Source organism: Pseudarthrobacter phenanthrenivorans (assembly GCF_036455295.1).
Taxonomy (GTDB): Bacteria; Actinomycetota; Actinomycetes; order Actinomycetales; family Micrococcaceae; genus Arthrobacter; species Arthrobacter phenanthrenivorans_C.
The window spans coordinates 339,092-362,611 of sequence record NZ_JAYXNX010000001.1; the positions used below are offsets into that span (position 1 = coordinate 339,092).

Below are 23,520 nucleotides of genomic sequence, written 5' to 3' on the forward strand. Positions count from 1 at the left end.
CAATCAAGACCCGGCGGCAGGGGCCGGAATGAGCCAGGGATCCTGGGCCCGGCGGTTCCGGACCGGCCGGCGATTTTCCACATTGACGGCCCAAATCCTCCTGGCCTCGTTGTCGCTGCTTCTCTTCACGGTGGCCCTGGGCGGCTTCCTGTTTTCGATGGTCAGCAACCAGACCCTGGACCAGCAGTACCAGCTGCGGGCGCTGGGCATTGCGACAACCACCGCACAGATGGCGGAAATCCGCTCCGCCCTCCCGGCAGGGGATCCCGACCACGTCATCAATGGAATCGCCAGCCAGGTCATGACCGCCGCCCGCCCTGACTACGTGGTGGTGACGGACACGGAGGGCATCCGGTTCTCGCACCCCGACCCCAGCCTGATCGGGCGCAGGCTGGAGGAACCGGTGGCGGTCCTGGATGGCCAAACCCACGTTGGTTTCGACCCCGGCAGCCTGGGCCGGTCCGCCAACGCCAAGGCTCCCGTCTTCGGTTCGGACGGCTCAGTGATAGGCCAGGTGTCCGTGGGTATCGAGGACACGCAGGTCCTCAGCAACCAGTTGCAGAACATCTGGCTGATCACGGGATTCTCCGCGCTGGTCCTGGCCCTGGGGGTGGCGGGGTCGCTGCTGCTTTCACGCCGGATCAAACGTGTCACCTTCGACCTGGAGCCGGCCGAGATCGCCTCCCTGTTGCAGGAACGTGAGGCGCTGCTGCACGGTATCCGGGAGGCCGTCGTCGGGCTCGATGACCACGGCAAGGTGACGGTGATCAATGAGGAGGCCCGGCGCCTCCTCCACCTGGAGGGGGAAGCTTTGGGGAAGCCCATTGCAGATCTGCTGCCGCACGGCCGGCTCCGGGACCTGCTCGCGGGCGGGCTTCCGGGGGCCGACCAGGTGGCGCTGACCGATGACGCCCTGCTGGTTGTCAACCGCATGCCTGTCTCCACCGCGGGCCGCAGCATCGGTTCCGTGGTCACGCTGCGGGACCGCACCGAGATCGAAAGCCTGGTGCGGGACCTGCATTCCATCCAAGGCCTGATGGAAGCGATGCGTGCCCTGGAACACGAGTACGCCAACCGGCTCCACATCGTTGACGGGCTGCTGGAGATGGGGGACCTGGAGCAGGCCAAGAGGTATGTCTCGCAGGTGTCGGCGATGTCCAGGTCGCTGGGTGAACGGCTGCGCGCCACGATCGCCCCGCCGGAGCTCGCCGCGCTGCTGCTGGCCAAGGTGGCGGTTGCCGCCGAGCAGGACGTGCAGATGGACGTGACCGAGGACTCCCGTCTGGAACATCCGGAAGTGGACCATGCAGAGCTGGTGACCATTGTGGGGAACCTCCTGGACAATGCCGTGGATGCGCTCGCCAATACGCCCAGGCCGCGCGTGGTGACGGTGCAGTTCGACGACGCGGACGGAGTCTTCATTGCCGTCAGGGACAATGGGCCCGGCGTCCCGGCGGACAAGATCGACCAGGTGATGGTGGACGGCTACTCCACCAAGGATTCCCGGCCGGGAATGCGGCGGGGCATCGGGCTTGCCCTGGTGAGCAGGATTGTGCGCAGGGCAGGCGGGACGCTGGATGTGTTCCCGGGGCCGGGCGGTAACTTTGAGGTATGGCTGCCGGCAAAGACGCAGGCAACGGTTGATGACAGGAGCGCAGGCGTTGATTAAAACGCTGGTAGTGGACGACGATTTCCGGGTTGCGGGCATTCATGCGTCCCGGGTGGCGCGGGTGGAGGGGTTCGAGTGCGTCGGCCAGGTGTACAGCGCGGCCGCAGCGCGCGAGGCAATTGGACGCCTGGCCCCGGACCTGCTCCTGCTGGACATCCACCTGCCGGACGAGGACGGGCTTTCCCTCCTGCGGTCTTTGCAGGCGGCCGGCACGCAGGTTGACTGCATCGTGATCACGGCCGCCCAGGAATTGGCCACGGTAAAGTCCGCGATGGCCAGCGGAGCCGTCTACTACCTGGTCAAACCGTTCGGCTTCGAGCGTCTTCGCACCCAGCTGGAGGCTTACCGGAGGTGGCGGGAAGAGCTGGATTCGGTGTCGACGGCAAACCAGGCAACCATCGACAACCTGTACAAAGCGCGGCTTGCAGGGATCAAGGCAGCGGCCCCGGCACCACGCCTGCAGCCAACCATGCAGAAAGTGTTCGACGCGGTCCGGGCAGCACGCAAGCCCGTCAACGCCGCCGAAATTGCGGAGCAGCTCGGGGTCAGCCGGCCAACGGCCCAGCGCTACCTAAGTGCCCTGGAACGCAAGGGCCTCCTGGTCCTGGACCTCACTTACGGCAGCACGGGCCGGCCGCTGAACTCCTACACGGTTTCCTGACGGCGGAGGCAGGCCTGGCCAGTCCAGGCTTCCGGTATCAGCCCAGCCCAGGACTGGTTTAACTTTCAAATACCTTGAGCGTTTGTTGACTCTTTACCCCCGCGCTTCCTGAGGTTGCCCGGGCATTGTTGTCCGCAGCTGGACAAACCCAACCCACAAGTCCGGGGTACCCACGATGAAGAACAGCACCGCAGGCACAGGCGGGCAAATCGGTAGCCCGTGACCCGTCCGGCCAGCTCGGCGGAAGAAGGTGCCGCTGCCTCCCCCCATGCAGTGGCACCGTCTCCCGCCGAGCTGGCGACCCGCATCTTCATTTCCGACGCGCCGATGCATTTCCGCTGCCGGCATGCGGGCCACGAAAAGTAACACGCGGCTCGAGTTCAAATATCTGCGTCGGCGGGGCTGGTGCACGTTGCTTCCGTGTCCGGCGGCGGCCACCAGCAGCCCCTCCGTACACTGGCACCATGTCATGCCGAATCAGCGAACTGGTCCTGAACTGCGCCGACCCCGAACTGCTCGCGCGGTTCTGGTGCGGGGTCCTTGGCTACGTGGAACTCGACCGGGAGGACGGCGGGATCGAGATCGGGCCGCCGGACGCCGGATTCGGGGGAGCGCAGGCAACGATCTTCCTGAGCCCCAGCAGCAATCCGCGGACGGGGCGGCTTCCGCTGCACATCGACGTCAACCCGGTGGACCGGGACCAGGACGCCGAGCTGGAACGCCTGCTGGCTCTTGGAGCGCGGCCGGCTGACGTGGGGCAGACCGGGGACGAGCAGTGGCACGTCCTGCAGGATCCGGAAGGCAATGAGTTCTGCCTCCTGCGCAAGCGGCTGGATCCCCTGCCGTAAGGCAGGAAGGAAGCCCGGGAAGCGGGAGGGAGTACCCGGCGGCGCCTGCTTCAAGACGCCGCCCGGGCACCTGCAACTATCCAGACCGCGGCTCAAGCTATGGGGTTCGATTTGCTCAAGGTCTGATCAAGCTTTCCCTGCGCCGGGTATTTTCGTGTTACATCGGTGGCACATAGCTGGACCGGTCAGCGGCGCGGTGCGTCCCGCCGTCGCGCCGCGAACGCAAACAGCGACGTAGTGGCAACGGTGGCCAGGTATCCCGCGATCACAATCAGTGAGATGCCGGCCCAGAAGTAGTTGGTGGTGCTGGTCTCCTGCCAGGGGCTTGGCGCGATCCGGATCAGCGAATACACCGCGACGCCGGCCGAGGCGAGCCCGATCAGCACCGGCAGCGCGAGCCAGATCCGGGCGGAGCCGAGGTGTTGGCCGAAGCCGTCCCACTCGTTCCAGGAACCGCGGCGAAGGATCAGCCAGCCGGCCGGAATCATGAAGGCCCCCACCAGCAGGAAAGCGGCCACCACGTCGGCCGGACGGTGCCACTGGTTGATCAGCGTGGACGCTCCCGAGGCGATGGCGAAGGTCCCCCCGACGAAGCCCGCCATCGGGCGCCAGCGCGGGGACGCCATGAGGAACACGGCGGCCGCAGCCGACGCCGCCAGGGTGGTGTGCCCGGAGGGCAGCGAATTCAGTTCCAGCGTCAGCACGCCTTTGTCCGGGCGCGGCGGCAGCAGGTCCTTCAGCACCTGGGTGGCCACGTTGGCCGCTATGCAGGCGGCCACGGCAATCCCTGCCTCGGCCCAGTGCCGCCGGATCACCGTGACGAACAGCACCACGACGGCGGCCATCACCAGAGAGATGGTGGGCAGCCAATCGAGGAACTGGGTGGCAGCCTTGCCGGCAGGCCCATGGATGTCCACGGCTTCCACCAGGGCCGACTCATCGATGAACTGTCCGGTGGCCGTCTGGACAAAGAACCAATAGGTGGCAACCAGGCCCGCAACGCACGCCACGGTGGACAGCACGAACAGGAACGCCGAGCCCGGGGCGGGCCGGGCCGGAGTCCTGGTGGGCAGTTGCCGTGAAGAAGTCATCGCGGTTAAGGGTGACACAAAAAACTGGAAGGCCGCTCAGGAAGCGGGCTTGATGGGGTCCAGGCGGGGGATGCTTGCCGCGGCCACCAGCAGCGCCAGGACGCCCAGCCCGAACGGCAGCGCCGTGGCCGTGGCGATGCCGCCCACCAGCAGGGGTCCGCCGGCGTCGCCCAGTTCCCGGCCCAGTTCCGCGGAGCCCATGGTGCGGCCCATCCGGTCGGGCGGCGTGGTGTCCGCCAGGTGGGCGAAGCCGAGGGGCGTGACCGCGCCGATGCCGGTTCCTATGCACGCTGCGGCGACGAAGATGGTGACCACGCCGGGGGCGGCGGCCACCAGGGCGATGCCGGCGGCAATCAGCAGCAGGCCCGTCGTCGTGCCTTTATTGTCGGTGACGGCGTTCCGGTCCCGCAGCCTGCCGATCCACGGCTGGGTCAGCACGGAGCCCAGCGCCACCACGCTCACCGCGGCAGTCCCCGCCAGGGCGTCCATCCCGTGCCGGGTGGCCAGCGCCGGAAGGAAGCCGACGGCGGCACCCAGGGCGCCAGTGGAGGCGGCCAGTACCAGCGTGGGCACCAGGAACCGGCGTTCGCCCACCTGCCGGGCGAGGTCCATCACCGTATACCGTTTCCGGGGCAGCGGCGCCAGGTGCGGCACGGACACCAGCACCCACAGCGCAGTCGCGGCTGCCACCGCCGACAGCGTGCCGAACAGCAGCGGGAAGCCGCCCGCCAGGATCAGGCCGGCCCCCAGCGGGGGCCCGATGATGTAGCCCAGGCTCTTCCACGATCCGTAGCGGCCAAAGTAGGTCCCCGCCTTGCCGCCCCTCGCCATCCTGGCCACCATCGCTGACGACGCCGGCGAGAACGCCGAGGCGGCCGCCCCCTGTCCCAGCCTGGCCAGGGCAAGGACCAGGGGGTCCGCCGCCCCCAGGCCGATCAGGGACAGCACGGCGAAGGCAGCGAGTCCGCCGACGACGACAGGTTTGGTCCCGATGCGGTCGCTGAGTGCTCCGAAGACTGGTTTGAGGAACACCTCCGCCACGTCGTAGAGGGCCAGCAGGATACCGAGGTTGAGCAGGGTCAGGCCGATGTTGCCGCTCTGCGCGCCCAGACCTGCGGCGATGCTGTGGGCACCGAACGCGGTGACGAACCCTGCCGCATAGAGCGGCGCCGTGGCCTGACGGGTGGCCTGTGCGCCGGGCATCGGTTTGTCGGGGGTCATAGGTGGGACTTTAGTACCTTCACAATATTGTGAAAACTTCGAAGACTTGAAGGATGAACACGGTTGTCCAGACAGCAAACCTGCACAAGCACTTCGGCCACGTCAGGGCCCTGGACGGACTGGACCTGGAGGTCAAGGCCGGCGAAATCCATGGCTTCCTGGGGCCTAACGGGGCGGGGAAGTCCACCACCCTCCGCGTTCTCCTGGGCCTGGCCAGGGCGACCTCCGGGTCGGTGAGCGTCCTTGGCTTCGAGCCGTGGACACAGGCGGCAGAGCTGCACCGGCGGCTGGCCTATGTTCCCGGCGACGTCCGGCTCTGGCCCAATCTTTCCGGCGGCGAAACCATTGACCTGCTCTCCCGGCTGCGCGGCGGGACGGCGGACGGCCCCGCCTACCGGCGCCGCAAGGACCGCCTCTGCCGGGTGTTCGACTTCGACCCCGCCAAGAAGGGGCGCGCCTATTCCAAGGGCAACCGGCAAAAGGTGGCCCTGATCGCAGCCCTTGCCACCGAAGCCGAGCTGTACCTCCTGGACGAGCCCACCAGCGGCCTTGACCCCCTGATGGAGGAGGTCTTCCGCGGGGAGCTGCTGGCCGCCGTCGACCGCGGGGCCACCGTGCTGCTCTCCAGCCACATCCTTTCCGAGGTGGAAGTGTTGTGCCACAGGGTGAGCATCATCCGTGCCGGCAGGATCGTCGACGGCGGCACGCTGGAGTCCCTGCGCCACCTCACCAGATCGGAGGTCTCCTTCGCCGCGGACGGCCTGGATCCGGAGGCCCTGGCCCGCCTTGCCGCGGTGCACGACTTGGCGGTCGACGCCGGCAGGGTCCGGTTCAGTGCCGATTCGGACCGGATTGCGGAAGTGCTCCCCGCCCTGGGCGCCTTGGGCGTGCAGGGCCTGACCATCGTGCCGCCGTCGCTGGAGGAGCTGTTCCTGCGGCACTACGGCGACGGGTCCGTCAGCGCTGAAGCCCCCGCCGAACCGGTGGCTGAAGGCAACCATGGCGGCCGCCGGCACCTGCTGGGCGCAAGGGGGCGGAGCTGACATGACGGTCCTCCTGGTCCTGTGGGGGCAACGGCTGCGCCGGGACCGCTGGCAGCTGCTCAGCTGGGCGGTGGCCATCGGAGCCTTCGCGTTGTTCGCGGCCGCCGCTGTCACCCAGACCTACGGCAGCGTGGCCAGCCGCACCGAGATCCTGCAGGTGGCCATCGCAACCCCCGCCATCCTGATGCTGCGCGGCCTGCCCCGCGGCGCGGACCAGGGGGCCTTCACCTTCTTCCTGATCTATGCGTTCCTGGCACTGTTGGCCGGCCTGATGAGCACCTTCCTGGCGGTGCGCCACACACGGGCGGACGAGGAATCCGGTGCAGCGGAACTGGTCGCTTCTACTCCCGCGGGCCGCCTGCTGCCCAACACCGCCACCCTGCTCCATGGCATCACCGCCAACCTCCTCGTGGCACTCGCGGTCTACGCCGGCTTCATGTCGCAGGGGCTGGATCCCCAGGGTTCCCTGATCGCCGGAGCCGCAACGGGCGCCGTCGGCCTCTCCTTCCTTGGCGTGGGGCTGCTGGTGGCCCAGTTCATGGGGACCTCCCGTGGTGCCAACGGCGTGTCGGCCGCCCTGGTGGTCCTGGCCTACGTCCTCCGCGGGATCGGCGACGCGACGGGCACGCCGGGCGCCGCCGGGACCACCATGACCGAGGGGGCTGCCAGCTGGTTCTCTCCCATTGGCTGGGGCCAGCAGACGTTCGCCTTCTCGGGAGACAGGGTTTGGCCGTTGCTGCTGCCCCTCGCCCTGGGCGCCGCTTGCATGGGGGGAGCGTGGGTTATCCTCCGCGCCCGGGACAGCGCGGCCAGCGTGTGGGGAACCAGGCCGGGACGGCCCGCCGCACGTTCCGGACTTCGAAGCCCGGTGGCCCTTGCCCTGCGGCTGCAAGCAGGATCCATCATCGGCTGGGGCCTGAGCGGGCTGGCCCTGGGGCTGCTGGCGGGCTCACTGGGAAAGGCCATTGCCGCCGTCGACACCCCGGACACCAACATCACCGCCATGCTGCGCGCCATGCTCCAGTCCCAGGGGACCTCGCTCACCCAGCTCATGGTTTCGGTGCTGTTCTCCATGGCCGGAGTCCTGGCCGCGGCCTGCGCACTCCAGGCCGTCATCAGGCTGCGCCAGGAGGAAGCGGCCGGAACCGCCGAACTCCTGCTGTCCGCCCCGGTGGGGCGGGTGCGGTGGCTGGCGGGGTACCTGGTGCTGGGCGCGGCAGCCGTGGTGCTGGTGGTGGGCCTGGCCGGCGTCGGGGCCTGGGCCACGCTCGCCGGCTCCGGCGACGAAAGCATGCCGGCAGACGCGCTCTGGCAGACCGCCGTGGCCCAACTGCCTGCCGCGCTGATCTATCTTTCGGTTCCGGCGCTGGTGTTTGTCCTCTGGCCCGCCGCCACCATTCCGGCCAGTTGGGCGCTGCTGTCCCTTGGCGTGGTGCTGGGAATCCTGGGGGCCATGCTGGGCATTGACCAAAGACTGCGCGACCTGTCCCCATTCGCCCATACGCCGGTCCCGCGCGGTGACGCCACGGACTGGAGCGGTGCGTGGTGGATGCTGCTGATTGCCGCGGCTGCTGCCGCGCTGGCGGTTGCAGCAATGCGGCGGCGGGAGGTTGCCTCGGAATGAGCACGGACACGGGCGTCGCCGACACGCAGGCTCCGGAACTGACCGCCGCCGCTGCCGAAAGGACCGCGGCTGCCTTCGCCGCGGCCGGCTTCCCCAAGATGCCGGCACGGGCGCTGCTGGCGCTGGTGTCCTCCGAACAGGGGAGCCTCACGGCCGCGGACCTCGCGGAGCGGCTGGGCGCCAGCCCCGCTGCCGTGTCGGGAGCCGTGCGCTACCTGCAGACTGTGGGGTTCATCCACCGGGTCTCCCGGCCGGGCAGCCGCCGTGACCTCTACGCCCTGCACGAGGATGAGTGGTACGTGGCGTCCATGCGGAACAGTCCCATCTACGACAAACTCGCGGAACTGACCGACGCCACGGCAGGCACCCTCCCGGAAGGCTCGCCGGCACGCCAACGGGTAGCGGAAATGGCGCGGTTCTACCGTTTCCTCAACTCCCGGCTGCCGGCACTGCTGGACGACTGGGAACACGAGCGGGAGGCCGGACCATGACCATCATCGACAACGCCGTCTACGTCAACGGGCTGCGCACCGAGGACCCGGAGGACCTGGACGAGACCTACTTCCTGCTCCGCCAGCGTGAGGGAATGGCATGGATAGGCCTGTACCGGCCTGACCCCGAGGAGCTGCAGTCCGTGGGTGAGGAATTCGATCTCAACGCCCTGGCCATTGAAGACGCCCTTGCCGGCCACCAGCGGGCCAAGCTGGAGCACTACGGCGGGTGCCTGTTCCTGGTGCTCCGCCCCGCCCGGTACCGCGACGACGAGGAGAAAGTGGACTTCGGCGAGATCCACGTCTTTGCCGGCGACGAGTACGTGGTCACCGTCAGGCACGCCGAATCCCCGGACCTGGCCAAGGTCCGCCGCCGCATGGAGTCCATGCCGGAGTTCCTGGCCCTGGGGCCGGACGCCGTGCTCTACGGGATTTTGGACCAGGTGGTGGATGAATACGAGCCGGTGGTGGCGGGCCTGGAAAACGACATCGACGAAATCGAGGACGACCTGTTCGGGGCCGATCCGGACGTTTCCCGAAGGATCTACGAACTGTCCCGGCAGGTCATCACCTTCCAGCGGGCCACGAGTCCGCTCTCGGGAATCCTTCAGGCCCTTATGGCCGGAGCCCCGGACCGCGAGCAGGCCCACGAGCTCAGGGACCATTACCGGGATGTCCTGGACCACGTGATCCGGCTCAACGAGCGCGTAGCCTCCTTCCGGGCACTGCTCCAGAACGCGCTCGCCGTCAACGCGGCCCTGGTGGCCCAGCGGCAAAACGATGAGATGCAGCGCATGACCGAGTCCAGCCTGGAACAGAACGAACAGACCAAGCGCATCTCGTCCTGGGCGGCCATCCTGTTCGCCCCCACCCTGGTGGCCTCCATTTACGGCATGAATTTCACCAATATGCCGGAGCTGGCCTGGACCTACGGCTACCCGTATGCGCTGGGCGTGATGGTGGCCATGGGAGTGGTCCTCTACCTGGCGTTCAAGCACAACAAGTGGATCTGAGCCGCCCTCCGGAGCCGTCCTCCCAGTTTCATGCCCTACCATGGGCTGTTAATCCTAAGCTTGCTTATTAGTTGGGCAGGTGGAGCAGCCGACTGTGAGTGGAGAAACTGCATGAGCAAGGCCGAAACGACCCGACCGCCCCAACCCGCCGGGGCCGCAGCCGGCGGAGTGCGGAAGTCCCGCCTGCGCCGCTTCGGGTCGCTGCTCGGTCCCGGACTGGTGACGGGCGCCGCTGACGACGATCCGTCGGGTATTGCCACCTACGCAAAAGCCGGTGCAACGTTTTCCAACGGAATGCTGTGGACCGTACCGGTGACGCTGCCCATGATGATGGCAGTCCAGGAGATCTGCGACCGCACGGCGCTGGCCACCGGCGAGAGCCTGGGCAAGCTGGCGCGGCGCAAGTTCTCCCGCCGCCCCCGGGTGGTGATTGCCGTGTTGATCGTCGCCCTCCTGGTAGGCAACATCCTCAACGCGGCGGCGGACCTGATGGCGATCGGGCAGGGCATGCAGATGCTCGGCGCCGGGCCCGACCACCTGTGGAGCGCCATCGCCGGGGTTGGGATCGCGGTTGCGCTCATGAGCGGATCGTTTGCCGCCATCGCCAAAGTCTTCAAATGGCTGTGCGTCACGCTGCTGGCGTATGTGGCGGTACTGTTCGTCGCCAACGTCGACTGGCCCGACGTCCTGGAAGGCCTGCTGGGACTGAAGTTCAGTTTCGCCCCGGAGTACCTGGGGCTGATCGTGGCTGTCCTGGGCACCACCATCTCGCCGTACCTGTTCTTCTGGCAAAGTGCCCACCGCGTCCAGGAACTGCGGGCCGAGGACCATGGCGGCGAGGAGGCGGTGGGGCTGAAGGAGCGGCCGGACGCAGCTGCCGCTGCCCATACCCTGCGGAAAGCACGGGCTGACGTGTTCATCGGCATGGTGTTTTCCGTCCTGGTGATGTTCTCGATCATGGCGGCCACGGCAGCCACCCTGGGCAAGGACGGCACGGACGTCAATACCGCGGCCGATGTTGCCAAAGCCCTGCAACCGGTAGTGGGGCCGGCCGCCACGTTCCTCTTTGCAGCCGGGTTCATCGGAACCGGCATCCTTGGCGTGCCGGTGCTGGCAGCCTCCGGCGCCGCGGGACTTGCCGGCCTGCTGGGCAAGGACTGGGGCCTGGACCTCAGCCCCCGGCGCGCTCCGCTGTTCTACACCCTGCTGGGCGTGGGCATGGTTGCCGGCGTCCTCATCAGTTTCTTCTCAAACGACCCCATCGGGCTCCTGGTCTTCAGCGCCACCGTTAACGGCATCGCTGCTGCCCCTTTCCTGGTGGTCACCATGCTGATCTCCAGGGACAAGGAGATCATGGGCGATTACAGGAACGGCCGGCTGGCCGCCACCCTGGGCTGGTTCACGGCGGCAGTGATGCTGGTGGCCGGCAGCGTCGGCGTCTGGACCACCCTTACCGGAGCCTGACCGCCTGGCGGAACTGCCGTCGTCGTCCGCCTTTACGAGCAGCACACAACGAAACCCGACCTACCCCTACCGAAAGTGAGAGACCGTGGACCACAATGAAGCTCCCTTGCTGGATGCCCTGGACCGCTACCACCAGCTGGACCGCTACGGCTTCACCCCGCCCGGCCACCGGCAGGGGCGCGGGGCTGACCCGCGCGTCCGGGACATCCTGGGGCCGGACACCTTCCGTGCCGACGTCCTCGCCTCGGCGGGCCTGGATGACCGTTCGTCATCCGGCGGGTATTTGAAGAAGGCTGAACAGCTCATGGCCGATGCCGTGGGTGCGGACCAGGCCTTCTTCTCCACCTGCGGCAGCTCACTGTCGGTGAAGGCAGCCGTCATTGCCGTGGCCGCCGGCAAAGGTGATCTGCTGGTCAGCCGCGATGCACACAAATCCATCACCGCCGGGCTGGTGTTCTCCGGCATCCAGCCGCGCTGGATCCGGCCGCGCTGTGACCCCAACCTGCACATTGCCCACCCGCCGTCCCCCGCGGACGTGGAGGAAATGTGGGAGCGGTATCCGGATGCCGCCGGCGCGCTGATCGTGAGCCCCACACCCTACGGCACGTGCGCGGACATCGCCGCCATCGCCAAGATCTGCCACGACCGCGGGAAACCCCTGATCGTTGATGAGGCCTGGGGCGCACACCTGCCCTTCCATGAAGGCCTGCCCACCTGGGCGATGAGCGCCGGCGCCGACGTATGCGTGGTGTCGGTGCACAAAATGGGTGCCGGTTTTGAGCAGGGCTCGGTCTACCACCTCCAGGGGGACCTGGTGGACGCCGCGCACCTGTCCCAGTGCGCGGACCTGTTGATGACGACCAGCCCCAACGCCATCCTGTACTCGGCCATCGATGGCTGGCGCCGCCAGATGGTCCAGCACGGGACCGAACTGCTTGGCAACGCCCTGGACCTGGCCCGGCGGCTGCGTGGGGACATCGACGCGCTCCCCGGCATCCATGTGCTGGAGGATGAGCTCCTCGCCGCCGAGTCCTCCCACGACCTGGACCGCATGCAGATCCTGATGGACGTTTCGGGACTCGGGATCAGCGGCTACCAGGCGGCGGACTGGCTGCGGGAAAACTGCCGGATCGACATGGGGCTCAGTGACCACCGCCGCATCATGGCCACCATGTCCATGGCCGACGATGACGCCTCGGCGGAGCGCCTGATGGGGGCGTTGCGCGCGCTCATCGACGCCGCCCCGTCACTTCCGGCCCCTCCGCAGGTTTCCCTGCCCTCGCCGTCGGACCTGGAACTGGAAACCGTGGCCCTGCCGCGGGACGCCTTCTTCGGGCCCCGGGAGGATGTGCCGGCACGGGAGGCTGTGGGACGGATCGCCGCGGAGCAGATCACCCCGTACCCGCCGGGCATCCCGGTCGTCGTGCCGGGGGAGCGGATCAACGAGGCCATCGTGGAATACCTGGAATCGGGGCTGAAGGCGGGCATGGTTTTGCCCGACCCTGCCGATCCGTCGCTGGGCACCATCCGGGTGGTGCGGGAGTAGGGGCCGGCGTCCCCGGCGTACAGTAAACGGCATGCCCAACACCGGTCTTCCGCCTGCTCCCGGTTTGCCCGCCCCGCCGCTCGAGGAACTGCTGGCGGGCGCGCACGTGGTGAGCCTGCCCATGCGCGTAAAGTTCCGCGGCATCATGCAGCGCGAGTCCCTGCTGCTCCGCGGCCCGGTGGGGTGGGGGGAGTTCTGCCCGTTCCCCGAGTACGGCGACGCCGAGGCCTCGCGTTGGCTGGCCGCCGCCATCGAGGCAGGGTGGCTGGGCTTCCCCGTCCCTTTGCGTGACAGCATTCCCGTGAATGCCACGGTGCCCGCCGTCTCCGCGGACCGGGTGCCGGAGGTTCTGGCCAGGTTCGGCAGGGTGGACGCGGTGAAGGTCAAGGTGGCCGAGCAGGGACAGTCACTGGACGACGACGTCGCCCGGGTCACCGCGGTCCGTGCCGCTTTGCCGGCGGCCGCCATCCGGGTGGATGCCAACGGGGGCTGGGACGTGCCCGGCGCCGTGGCGGCCCTGACCCGGCTGGCGCCCGCGGGGCTTGAGTACGCCGAGCAGCCGGTCCCGTCCATTGAGGGCCTGGCAGAGGTCCGGTCCCGGTTGCGGGCCGCCGGGACTCCCGTCCTGATCGCGGCGGACGAGAGCGTCCGCAAGGAAACCGACCCCCTCAAGGTGGCCCGGGCCGGCGCCGCCGACCTTCTGGTGGTGAAGGTGGCACCGCTGGGGGGAGTGCGGCGCGCCCTGGACATCGTGGCACAGGCCGGACTTCCCGCCGTCGTCAGTTCTGCCCTGGACACGTCCGTGGGCATCCGCGCCGGCCTGGCGCTCGCCGCCGCCCTGCCCGACCTGCCTTACGCCTGCGGCCTGGGAACGGTCTCCCTGTTCGAATCGGACATCACCCTGGACCCCTTGGTGGCCGACGACGGCGCCATCCGCCTCCGGGACGTGGCGGCCGACGCCGGGCTGCTTGAGCGGTTTGCGGCTCCCGCGGAACGCCGGGACTGGTGGCTGGACCGGCTCCGCCGCGTCCACGCCCTCCTCACCCCATCGATTGCTGGGTAATTGTCGTTTTCAGGCCCCAAAACGACAATTACCCGGCAATCGATGAGGCGGTAGGGTGGCCTCGTGCGGGGGATGAAGATGTCAATGCGGATAGGGTGGCTCTGCCTCGCCGCCGTCAGCCTGGGCATCCTGGGATTCGGTGTGCTGGTGGCCGTGTTCCCGCCCGACGGGGATGCCGCCCTCTACCGCGCGGACGGACTGGCCTCGGCAGGGCTGGGCCTTTTCGGTACTTTGATGGTGCTGGTGCCCTACCGGCGGCGCGAACGGTGGGCCTGGTATGCGCTCTGGTTCTACCCGCTCTTCTGGGCACTGCACCTGCTGGGGAACCTCCCTCCGGGCAATGACCACATCCATCAGGTGGTCTTCATCGCGCTCTCACTGATCGGCCTCCTGCTGCCGGCCCGCGCGTTCTTCCCGCAGGTCACAGGCGGTTAACCGTAACTTCACCGAACGGACGGTTTTCGGTAGGAACGGGCTGGAAGGGTGAACGGGCACCCAAAAGACATTCCTTCGAAAGGTTCCCCATGTCTGAAACTGCCCGCAAATTCACCCTGCTGCCCATGCTCGGCCATACCAAGGGCAAGCGCAGCCCCGTCACATGCGCACTCAAATGCGACAACGCCTGCGCCGGCGAGGTCTGCAACACCAGCTCCAACAGCTACTTCCGCGACATCGCCTCCGCCACCCTGTCCCGCCGCGCCGCCCTGGGCCTGGGCGCCGCCGGTGCCCTCGCCGTCGCCCTCGGTTCAGCGGTGTCCTCCGCGGAACCTGCCTCCGCCGCGGGCCTGTCCAAGGCCGCCAAGGAAGGCTTCGGCAATTCCAAGCTGCAGTTCACGGCCATCAAGCCGGTGGACAAGGCCGTTGACGCGTTCACGGTGCCGGAAGGCTTCACCTGGCAGCCCATCATCCGCTGGGGCGACCCGCTGTTCAACGATTCCCCGGACTTCGACCTGAACAAGCAGACCGCGGCAGCGCAGGCCCGCCAGTTCGGCTACAACAACGACTACACGGACATCGTGGAAATCCCCGGCAGCAAGGGCCGCCGCGCCGTGCTGTTCACCAACCACGAGTACACCAACGAAAACATCATGGTTCCCGCCGGCTACGACGCCGCCGAAACCCGGGCCATCGGCCGCGCCGCCCACGGCCTTGCCGTCGTGGAACTGGAGCGCAAAAACACCACCAAGCCGTGGAGCTACGTCAAGGGCGCGCCGCTGAACCGCCGCTACCTCTCCGACACCACCTACGAGCTCACCGGCCCCGTCGCCGGCTCCGCCCTGGTCAAGACCGTGGCGGACCCTTCCGGCCGCTTCATCAAGGGCACGTTCGGCAACTGCTCCGGCGGCACCACCCCCTGGGGCACCATCCTCTCCGGCGAGGAGAACTTCAACGGCTACTTCGTTTCCGGCGGCACCTCCGCAGGCGACAAGCGCTACGGCCTCACCGCCAAGCCCACGGCCCGGCAGTGGGAACTGGACGACCCCCGTTTCGACACCCGCAACCCCGGCTACGAGAACGAGTCCAACCGCTTTGGCTGGATCGTGGAGGTGGATCCGTTCGACCCCACCTCAACCCCCAGGAAGCGCTCCGCGATGGGACGCTTCAAGCACGAGGGCGCCAACGTGATCGTGGCCGAATCCGGACACGTGGTGGCCTACATGGGCGACGACGAGAAGTTCGACTACCTCTACAAGTTCGTCTCGGCGGAGAAGTACCGTGAGGGCGACCGCAGGCACAACATGAACCTGCTGTCCGAGGGCGACCTGTACGTCGCCAAGTTCAGCGGCAATTCACCGGCCGCGGAGATCACCGGAACCGGCGCGCTGCCCTCCGACGGCGCGTTTGACGGCTCCGGCGAATGGCTGCCCCTGGTGGTGGGCGGCAAGTCCGCCGTTCCCGGCATGTCCGTCGAAGAGGTCCTGGTGTACACCCGCCTGGCCGCTGACAAGGTGGGCCCCACCAAGATGGACCGCTGCGAGGACGTCCAGCCCAGCCTGCACACCGGCAAGGTCTACGTGGTCTGCACCAACAACTCGGACCGCGGCACCGGCACCAAGGAAGGCCCCACCGAGGTCAACCCGCGCACGCAGAACCGCGACGGGCACATCGTTGAGATCACCGAAACCGGGGACCAGGCCTCCACCAAGTTCAACTGGACCCTCCTCATGGTCTGCGGTGATCCGGCGCAGGGCGACGCCACCTACTTCTCCGGCTACCCGGTGGACAAGGTCTCGCCCATCTCCTGCCCGGACAACGTGGCCTTCGACTCCGTGGGCAACCTCTGGATCTCCACGGACGGCGCCCCCTCCGGCATCGGCTACAACGACGGCCTCTTCAAGGTCACGCTGGACGGCGCCGAGCGCGGCAAGGTGGAGCAGTTCCTCTCCGTCCCGCGCGACGCCGAGACTTGCGGCCCGGTCATCCACGACGACGAGCGGACCGTGTTCGTCTCCGTGCAGCATCCCGGCGAGGAAGGCACCTTCGAGGCGCCGCATTCCTTCTTCCCGGACTACGTCCCGGCAGGTACGACGCCGGCTCCGGGCAAGGTGCGCGCGCCCCGTCCCTCGGTGGTCCAGGTGTTCCGCGCCTAGTCCCCTTCGTTGCTCTATCACTTATGGTCCCCAAAACCCCGGTTTAGGGACCATAAGTGATAGGGCATCAGGGGCGGGGGCGGGCGCCGGGGGTGGCAGACTGGTTGGGTGACTTTGCCGAACGAACCTGTACCGGACGCCCCCGCCGACACCGTGCCCGGAAGCTCCACCGAACCTGCCGGCGCCGCGCCTGAGTTGAGCGCGCTTGCTGCGGCGCGGATCGCCGTCGAAGTCCTGCTCGACGGCGGCGTGCGGCACGTGGTGGTGTCTCCCGGTTCCCGGTCGGCCCCCATGGCCTACGCCCTGGCCGAGGCGTCCACCGGCGGCCGGGTGGACCTGCTGGTCCGGATCGATGAGCGGTCCGCGGGTTTCACAGCCCTGGGCCTCGCCCTGTCCACCGGCTCCCCGGCGGCAGTCCTCACCACGTCCGGGACCGCCGTCGGGAACCTGATGCCGGCGGTGATGGAGGCCAACCACGCCGCCGTTCCGCTGATCGTCCTCTCTGCGGACCGGCCCGAGGAACTGCGGGGGACGGGTGCCAACCAGACCACGGTGCAGCCGGACCTGTTCGGTGAGCAGGTGAGGTTCGCCGCGGATGTTCCCGCCGGGAGCAGCCCCGAGCGGGCCATCCAGACCGGGCTATCCGCGGCCACAGGCGCGTTCCCCGACCTGCCCCCGGGCCCGGTCCAGCTGAACCTCGCGTTCCGCGACCCCCTGGTTCCTGCTCCGGAAGAGGGCCTGCCGGAGGCCGTGGAGCGGCAGCACTACCGGGTTGGCTCCGAGCCGCTGGTCATGAACCTGCCGCCGGCACCGGAGACCCTGCCTGAGCGGCGGACCGTAGTCCTGGCAGGGCATGATGCCGGCCCGGTCGCCGAAGCGTTCGCGCGCGCCCATAACCTCCCGCTGCTGGCCGAACCGTCCTCCAATTCCCGCTTCGGCCCAAACGCGGTAGGCCCGTACCGGCTGCTGCTGGAGCATTTTGGGCCGGGCTCGCAGCAGCCGATCGAACGCGTGGTGTTGTTCGGCCGGCCCACACTGTCCCGGCCCGTAGCCCACCTCCTGGCCCGCGCCGATGTGGAGGCAGCGCTGTACCAGCCGGTTCCCGTCGCCTGGTATGAGCCCGGCCGCCGCACCGAGCTGCCGCTGGAGAACCTCGCCGACCTCTCAGATTTTGCCGGACGCGGGACCTCGGAGTGGCTGGACACGTGGCTCCTGGCCGGATCTGCGGCGCAGCATGCGCTGGACCAGGTGCTGTCCGCCGAAGCCGCCGCCACGGGGCCGTCCGTCGCTTCACTGGTGTGGAAGCACGCACGCGGCCAGCTGCTGCTCGGTTCCTCCAACGGCATCCGCGACGTGGACCTGGCCGGCCTGCCCGCCCCGGATCCCGCCGCCACCGTCTACGCCAACCGGGGCCTGGCCGGGATCGACGGCACCATTTCCACCGCCACCGGCATTGCGCTGGGCGGCCGGCAGGAGACCACCGTCCTGATGGGCGACGTCACCTTCCTGCATGACGCGGGCGGCCTCCTCCTCGGCGCGGGGGAGGAGCAGCCGGACCTGCGCATCGTGGTCCTCAACGATGCCGGCGGCGCCATCTTCGGGCTGCTCGAACACGGGGGAGTGGAGGAAGGCGGACGCTACGGGGACGCCGTCGAACGCCTCTTTGGCACCCCGCACTCCGTGGACATCGCGGCACTCGCTGCAGCGTACGGCGTCGGACATTCGCTGGTAAGTACGACGGCGGGCCTCGCCGAAGCGCTGGCCCTCCCCGTCCGGGGGCGCAGCATTGTGGAGGTCCGCACGGACCGCCAGTCGCTGCGGCAGCTGCACGCCAGGATCAAGGATGCCGTTTCCGCCGCCGTGGGGGCCGTGCTTTCCGGCCAGTAGCGGCGAGGCGCAAAACTCCCCATGACGCGGAAATGCCCTGCCGCTGCCGGAATACCGGCAGCGACAGGGCATTTGCACGTCGCGAGTGTGGAACGGCGTCAGAGCACGCGGCTCAGGAACTCCTTGGTGCGTGCGTGCTGCGGGTTGGCGATGATCTCGCGCGGATCGCCCGATTCCACCACCACACCGCCGTCCATGAAGGTCAGGGTATCGCCGACTTCGCGGGCGAAGCCGATCTCGTGGGTCACCACGATCATGGTCATGCCCGACTTTGCCAGGTCCTTCATTACGTTCAGGACATCGCCTACCAGCTCCGGATCGAGCGCCGATGTGGGCTCGTCGAAGAGCATGAGCTCCGGCTCCATGGCCAGTGCCCGGGCAATGGCAACACGCTGCTGCTGGCCGCCCGAGAGCTGGGACGGGTAGTGTCCGGCACGGTCGCCGAGCCCCACCCGGTCCAGCAGCTCGAGGGCACGCTTCTGTGCCTCCGACTTGGACTGGCCCTTCACGTGCACGGGTGCTTCCATGACGTTCTGCAGCGCGGTCTTGTGCGGGAACAGGTTGAAGCGCTGGAAGACCATGCCGATCTCGCGGCGCTGGGCGGCGATCTCCTTGGTCTTCAGGTCGTGGAGCCTGCCGTTAACCTCGCGGTAGCCGATCAGCTGACCGCCCACTGAGATCCGGCCGGCGCTGATGGTTTCCAGGAGGTTCACGCAGCGCAGCATGGTGGACTTGCCGGAACCCGAAGGTCCGATCACCACCGACACCTCGCCCTGGTTGACGGTCATGTCGATGCCCCGAAGCACATGGTGGTGCCCGTAGTACTTGTGGAGGCCTTCGATCTTGACCAGCGGCTTTACTGCTGTGATCGTCATCGTGCACTCTCCTCGGGGAAATCCGTCTTCATTGAGCGTTGTGCGTCGGCGCCGGCACCTGCCGCCTTCGCCGCAGCCGGGTTCACCGCTGCGGGGGCGGCGTTGTCCACGCCCTTGCCGTAGTAGGCCTCAAGGTAGTGCTGGCCCACCATCAGGACGCTGGTGACCAGGAGGTACCAGAACGCCGCAACGATCAGGAGCGGGATGGGAAGGTAGATACGGTTGGCGAGTGCGTTGGTGGCGAACGTCAGGTCCAGCGTGAACGGAACCGCGAGGACCAGCGAGGTGGTCTTCAGCATGCCGATGGTTTCGTTGCCGGTGGGGGGAACGATGATCCGCATGGCCTGCGGCAGGATGATCCGCCACATGATCTTGCCCTTGGACATGCCCAGCGCCTCGGCGGCTTCCTGCTGGCCCTTGTCCACGGACTTGAGGCCGGCCCGGAAAATCTCCGCGAGGTAAGCGGATTCGTTGAGGCCCAGGCCGAGGATCGCGGGGATCAGCCCCTTGCTGGGATCCGACAGCGCGTAGCTGAAGAGCTCCGGTCCAAACGGGATGCCCAGGGTAATGGCGGGGTAGAGAACCGTCACCAGGCCCCAGAACACGAGCTGTGTGTAGACAGGCGTGCCCCGGAAGAACCACACCCACACCCAGCTGGTCCAGCGGAACACGGGGTTGTCCGACTGCCGCATGACGGCCAGCAGGATGGCGAGGACGATGGCCAGCACCATGGACGCAACCGTCAGGAGGAGGGTCCATCCCACACCCTGGACGACTTTTACGTCCAGAATGTAGGTCCCCACAACGTCCCAGCGGAAGTTGGGGTTGGTGAACAGGCTTTGCAGGAATCCTGCAACCAGCAGAAGGATGATGATGGCGCTGACCCACCGGCCGGGGTGGCGCACCGGTACCGGGTTGTTCAGTACCGGTGCATCCCGATGTTGGTGTTCCATGTGCACGCCTGACTTGTCGTCGGTAACGCGAAAACTCAAGACTTAACCGCCGGGTTGACCTCGGACTTGCTGATGGCGCCCTCGGAGTTGCCCCAGCCGTCCAGGATCTTCTTGTAGGAGCCGTCCTGCATCAGCTTGGTGACGGTCTTCTGGATGACGTCTGCCCAGGCGGTGTCAGCCTTGGCCACGGCAATGCCCTGCGGAGCGGAGTCGTAGACGTCGCCCAGCTTCTCCAGCTGGCCGTTGGTCTGGGTGAGTGCGTAGCCGATGATGGGGGAGTCGGCGGCCATGGCGTCGATGCTGCCGTTCACCAGGCGGGTGGTGACGTCCGTCTGGTTCTTCAGGGTGACGATGTCGATCGGCTTCTTGCCGTCAGCGACGCACTTCTTGTTGCGGTCGGCCAGGTCCGGGTCTTCCTGGACGGTGCCGGTCTGCACGCCGATGGACTTGCCGCACACGTCGTCGAGGGAGAACTTGTTGGGGTTGCCCTTCTTCACGGCCCACGCGGTGCCCGCGTTGAAGTAGCTGACCATGTTCACCGCGCCCAGGCGCTCCGGGTTGATGGTGAAGGAGGAGATGCCCAGATCGTACTTGGGGCCCAGTGCCGGGAGGATGCCGGTGAACTCCGCGGTCTGGACCTGTACCTTCAGGCCCAGGGTGGCGCCGATGGCCTTGGCGATGTCAACGTCGTAGCCGACGGGAGTCTGGCCGTCCGGACCGAGGAATTCGGCGGGGGCGTAGCTGGTGTCGGAGCCAACGGTGATGGTGCCCTTGGACTTGATGGCGTCCGGGACCATGGCGGCCAGGGCATCGTCCTTCTTGACCGTGCTGGGATCAAAGCTGGTGCTGGCGCTGGCCGATGAGGAGGCCGCGCTGGAGGGACCCGTTTCCGAGGCGTTGGTGCACGCTGAGAGGGCCAGGGCGCTGATGGCGATCATAGTGGCGGCAGTCAGCTTGGTGGTGCCCAGGAGGGTACGGGGAGTCTGCATTTCTTACCTTTTGTTGCAGGGGCTATGAGGTACTAACGCGGCTTATAGTGTAACGCTCAACAAGAGAGGTACGTCACACGCAACTAAGTTTCACTATTGGATAACTGTAGCGGGGTGAAAATCAACCCTTTCCGCGACAGACTTGTCTGGCATCCCGGACTTCTTGCCCAATTGGGCAAGAAGGGAACGTCAGCTGCTGATGCCCAGGGACTCGAGCATCGGCCGGAACTTGGCCCAGGTCTCCGCAAGTTCGGCCTCCGGCTGGGAGCCATCCACGATGCCGCAGCCGGCATACAGCCGTACGGTGTCCGCAGCTTCAATCACGGCGCCGCGCAGCGCGATGCCCCACTCACCGTTTCCTGCAGCGTCCAGCCAGCCCACCGGCCCTGCATACGGGCCGCGGTCCAGATGCTCCAGCTTGCGGATCAGCTCGCCCGCCACCAGGGTCGGGGTACCGCAGACCGCCGCGGTGGGGTGCAGGGCGTTGATCAGGGCCAGGCAGGTGGGCACGTGGCCTTCCACCTCGGTGAGTTCGGCCTTGACGTCCGACGCCAGGTGCCACACGTTGGGCAGCTCCAGGATGAAGGGCTCATCGTGGGCATTCATCGCCTCCGAGAACGGTGCCAGCTGCTTTGTCAGCGACTGGATGGCGATCTCATGTTCGTGCCGCTGCTTTTCCGAGCCGGCCAGCACGCGCGTTGCGTAGTCCATCGGCGGCCCGTCCTCGCCATGCGCGTCCCGGCGGTCCAGGGTGCCGGCCAAAACGCGGGCCTGGGCGGTGCGCCCCTCCACCTGGATGAGCATCTCGGGCGTGGCCCCTACCAGCCCGTCCACGCCATAGGTCCAGCATTCCCGGTACCTGGCGGCGAGCTCGCGCAGCACGTCTGCGGCATGGACGCCGGAAGGAATAGTTGCCACGACGTCGCGCGCCAGCACCAGTTTCTCCAGGGCGCCCGTGCGGATCTCGGCAACACCCGCGGCAACGGCCTCCATCCAGGCTTCCTCGCTCAGGGAGCCCGTATGCAGGGTTGCGCCGGCAGCCAGCGGAAGGGGTCGCACGACGGCGCCGCCCACCTGGCCGGGGACGTCACCAGCGGGAGCGTCCCCGGCGGGGCCCGCTGCCGTCGTCGTGCCTTCCGTGGCGGAGGCGCCGGCGGAACTGCTGCCCAGCCAGCGGTCCAGCGCGGCGTGGGCAGTCTCTCCGGTGAGCGGGCCGCCGTCGAACGTTAACTGGGTGAGCCATGCCTGGTTGTCCCGCACGCCCACCACGATCTCGGGGACGATCAGCCGTGATTCGTGGGCGGACGTCTTTGAGAAAGCGAAGGAGCCGAAAGCCACGGGACCCGTGCCGGGGAGCTCCACTGAGTCCGCCACCTCGGCTTCAAGGACCAGGTGCCGCCACCAGATGTCGGCCTCCAGGAAGCGTTCCGGCCCCGTGGACGTGAAGCGCGCGATCTCTCCGAAACCCGCCAGTCCGGCTTCGCGGCGGGTCCAGCAGAGGACATCGTCCCGGACCAGAAACGAAGGCAGTCCCCCGGGGAATGCTTTGCCATCCAGGGGGACCGTCAGGGTGCGGAACGTGCTCGTCATGATGAGACAACACTACTCCCGCGTACACCGCGGCCTTCCCTGTGCCTCCGGCACGCCCGCACGGTGCCTCCGCCGTGAAGCAGGGCTGGTCAGCAGGCTGCCGAAGATTTGAGACAATGTCATGGTGAACCGAGCATCCTTGGATAAGCGTCCGGACGAAGTAGCCACGATGTTTGACGACGTCGCACCGAAATACGACGTCGTCAACGATGTCCTGTCCCTGGGACAGACCCGCCGCTGGCGGAAGATCGTGGTGGACGCCATGGAAGTTTCCAAAGGCCAGCGGGTCCTGGACCTCGCAGCCGGAACCGGCACCTCCAGCGAGCCGTATGCCGATGCCGGCATAGATGTGGTGGCCTGCGATTTCTCCCTGGGCATGCTCAAGGTGGGCAAGCGCCGCCGCCCGGACATCAACTTCGTCGCGGGGGATGCCACCAACCTCCCCTTCGCAGACAACACCTTTGACGCCAGCACCATCTCGTTTGGCCTGCGTAACGTGAACGAGCCCAGGAAGGCGCTGCAGGAGATGCTGCGCGTCACCAAGCCCGGCGGCCGCGTGGTCATTGCCGAGTTCTCGCAGCCCGTGGTTCCGCTGTGGCGCACCATGTACACCGAATATCTGATGCGCGCGCTGCCCGCGATCGCCACCAAGGTAGCCTCCAACCCGGACGCCTACGTTTACCTCGCCGAATCCATCCGCGCGTGGCCGGACCAGGACCACCTGGCCGCGTGGCTGCAGGAGAGCGGCTGGGAGAAGGTCACGTACCGCAACCTCACCGGCGGCATCGTGGCCGTCCACCGCGCGTTCAAACCCGCCGATTCCGCGGCCAACGGCGCCGCTGCCGCCATCGCCGCGCACAAGGGCCCGGTGGCCAAGCTGCGCCGTAACATCGTCCGCTGA

At 67.6% G+C, this 23,520-nt stretch carries 20 protein-coding genes; 14 read left to right on the plus strand and 6 right to left on the minus strand.

The annotated features are described in order from the left end of the window. Positions 1-28: 28 nt before the first annotated feature. The 3 genes from VXJ37_RS01610 to VXJ37_RS01620 all read left to right on the plus strand — a co-directional run bounded on the left by VXJ37_RS01610 (position 29) and on the right by VXJ37_RS01620 (position 3,178). Positions 29-1,669: a sensor histidine kinase gene (locus VXJ37_RS01610; protein ID WP_331321330.1), complete on the plus strand. Its 1,641-nt coding sequence runs from the start codon at positions 29-31 to the stop codon at positions 1,667-1,669. Further along, complete coding sequence (locus VXJ37_RS01615) at positions 1,662-2,330, plus strand: response regulator (protein WP_331321331.1); 669 nt, start codon at positions 1,662-1,664, stop codon at positions 2,328-2,330. Before VXJ37_RS01610 ends, VXJ37_RS01615 begins: the two co-directional genes overlap by 8 nt. Positions 2,331-2,794: 464 nt before the next feature. Further along, complete coding sequence (locus VXJ37_RS01620; protein ID WP_331321332.1) at positions 2,795-3,178, plus strand: VOC family protein; 384 nt, start codon at positions 2,795-2,797, stop codon at positions 3,176-3,178. 185 nt (positions 3,179-3,363) lie between these two features. On the opposite strand, the gene VXJ37_RS01625 is transcribed toward VXJ37_RS01620, so the two are convergent. Next, on the minus strand, positions 3,364-4,269 hold the full coding sequence (locus tag VXJ37_RS01625) for a phosphatase PAP2 family protein (RefSeq protein WP_331321333.1): 906 nt from the start codon (positions 4,267-4,269) through the stop codon (positions 3,364-3,366). Positions 4,270-4,305: 36 nt separating this feature from the next. Beyond that, positions 4,306-5,490, minus strand: coding sequence for an MFS transporter (locus VXJ37_RS01630; protein WP_331321334.1), 1,185 nt, complete (start codon positions 5,488-5,490; stop codon positions 4,306-4,308). A 53-nt stretch (positions 5,491-5,543) separates the two neighbouring features. Here VXJ37_RS01630 and VXJ37_RS01635 point away from each other — a divergent pair, with 53 nt between their 5' ends. The 10 genes from VXJ37_RS01635 to menD all read left to right on the plus strand — a co-directional run bounded on the left by VXJ37_RS01635 (position 5,544) and on the right by menD (position 18,212). Next, positions 5,544-6,533, plus strand: a complete 990-nt coding sequence (locus tag VXJ37_RS01635) for an ABC transporter ATP-binding protein (RefSeq protein ID WP_331321335.1) — start codon at positions 5,544-5,546, stop codon at positions 6,531-6,533. 1 nt (position 6,534) lies between these two features. After that, complete coding sequence (locus tag VXJ37_RS01640) at positions 6,535-8,157, plus strand: ABC transporter permease (RefSeq protein WP_331321336.1); 1,623 nt, start codon at positions 6,535-6,537, stop codon at positions 8,155-8,157. After that, positions 8,154-8,648: a GbsR/MarR family transcriptional regulator gene (locus tag VXJ37_RS01645; protein ID WP_331321337.1), complete on the plus strand. Its 495-nt coding sequence runs from the start codon at positions 8,154-8,156 to the stop codon at positions 8,646-8,648. The genes VXJ37_RS01640 and VXJ37_RS01645 overlap by 4 nt, the downstream gene beginning before the upstream one ends. Beyond that, positions 8,645-9,661 (plus strand): magnesium/cobalt transporter CorA, encoded by a 1,017-nt coding sequence (corA, locus tag VXJ37_RS01650; protein WP_331321338.1) that lies wholly within the window; start codon positions 8,645-8,647, stop codon positions 9,659-9,661. The genes VXJ37_RS01645 and corA overlap by 4 nt, the downstream gene beginning before the upstream one ends. 111 nt (positions 9,662-9,772) lie before the next feature. Next, positions 9,773-11,125: an Nramp family divalent metal transporter gene (locus VXJ37_RS01655; RefSeq protein WP_331321339.1), complete on the plus strand. Its 1,353-nt coding sequence runs from the start codon at positions 9,773-9,775 to the stop codon at positions 11,123-11,125. A gap of 85 nt (positions 11,126-11,210) precedes the next feature. Then, positions 11,211-12,671: an aminotransferase class I/II-fold pyridoxal phosphate-dependent enzyme gene (locus VXJ37_RS01660; protein WP_331321340.1), complete on the plus strand. Its 1,461-nt coding sequence runs from the start codon at positions 11,211-11,213 to the stop codon at positions 12,669-12,671. A 31-nt stretch (positions 12,672-12,702) separates the two neighbouring features. Further along, on the plus strand, positions 12,703-13,734 hold the full coding sequence (locus VXJ37_RS01665; RefSeq protein WP_331321341.1) for an o-succinylbenzoate synthase: 1,032 nt from the start codon (positions 12,703-12,705) through the stop codon (positions 13,732-13,734). Positions 13,735-13,812: 78 nt separating this feature from the next. Next, positions 13,813-14,169, plus strand: a complete 357-nt coding sequence (locus tag VXJ37_RS01670; protein ID WP_331321342.1) for a hypothetical protein — start codon at positions 13,813-13,815, stop codon at positions 14,167-14,169. Positions 14,170-14,258: 89 nt separating this feature from the next. Next, positions 14,259-16,325 carry a PhoX family protein gene (locus VXJ37_RS01675; protein WP_331321343.1) on the plus strand — a complete coding sequence of 689 codons (2,067 nt, stop codon included), beginning with the start codon at positions 14,259-14,261 and terminating at the stop codon, positions 16,323-16,325. Positions 16,326-16,478: 153 nt separating this feature from the next. Continuing rightward, positions 16,479-18,212 (plus strand): 2-succinyl-5-enolpyruvyl-6-hydroxy-3-cyclohexene-1-carboxylic-acid synthase, encoded by a 1,734-nt coding sequence (menD, locus tag VXJ37_RS01680; RefSeq protein ID WP_331321473.1) that lies wholly within the window; start codon positions 16,479-16,481, stop codon positions 18,210-18,212. Positions 18,213-18,310: 98 nt separating this feature from the next. Here menD and VXJ37_RS01685 read toward each other — a convergent pair whose 3' ends face one another. The 4 genes from VXJ37_RS01685 to VXJ37_RS01700 form a co-directional block, all read right to left on the minus strand. Continuing rightward, complete coding sequence (locus tag VXJ37_RS01685; protein WP_331321344.1) at positions 18,311-19,087, minus strand: amino acid ABC transporter ATP-binding protein; 777 nt, start codon at positions 19,085-19,087, stop codon at positions 18,311-18,313. Next, positions 19,084-20,040 (minus strand): amino acid ABC transporter permease, encoded by a 957-nt coding sequence (locus VXJ37_RS01690; RefSeq protein WP_331321345.1) that lies wholly within the window; start codon positions 20,038-20,040, stop codon positions 19,084-19,086. The genes VXJ37_RS01685 and VXJ37_RS01690 overlap by 4 nt, the downstream gene beginning before the upstream one ends. Before the next feature lie 35 nt (positions 20,041-20,075). Beyond that, positions 20,076-21,029 (minus strand): ABC transporter substrate-binding protein, encoded by a 954-nt coding sequence (locus VXJ37_RS01695; RefSeq protein ID WP_331321346.1) that lies wholly within the window; start codon positions 21,027-21,029, stop codon positions 20,076-20,078. A gap of 189 nt (positions 21,030-21,218) precedes the next feature. Then, positions 21,219-22,619: an isochorismate synthase gene (locus VXJ37_RS01700; protein WP_331321347.1), complete on the minus strand. Its 1,401-nt coding sequence runs from the start codon at positions 22,617-22,619 to the stop codon at positions 21,219-21,221. Positions 22,620-22,743: 124 nt separating this feature from the next. Between VXJ37_RS01700 and VXJ37_RS01705 the strand changes: the two genes are divergently transcribed. Further along, the gene (locus tag VXJ37_RS01705) at positions 22,744-23,520 is read left to right on the plus strand and encodes a demethylmenaquinone methyltransferase (protein ID WP_331321348.1); all 777 of its coding nucleotides are present in this window, start codon (positions 22,744-22,746) and stop codon (positions 23,518-23,520) included.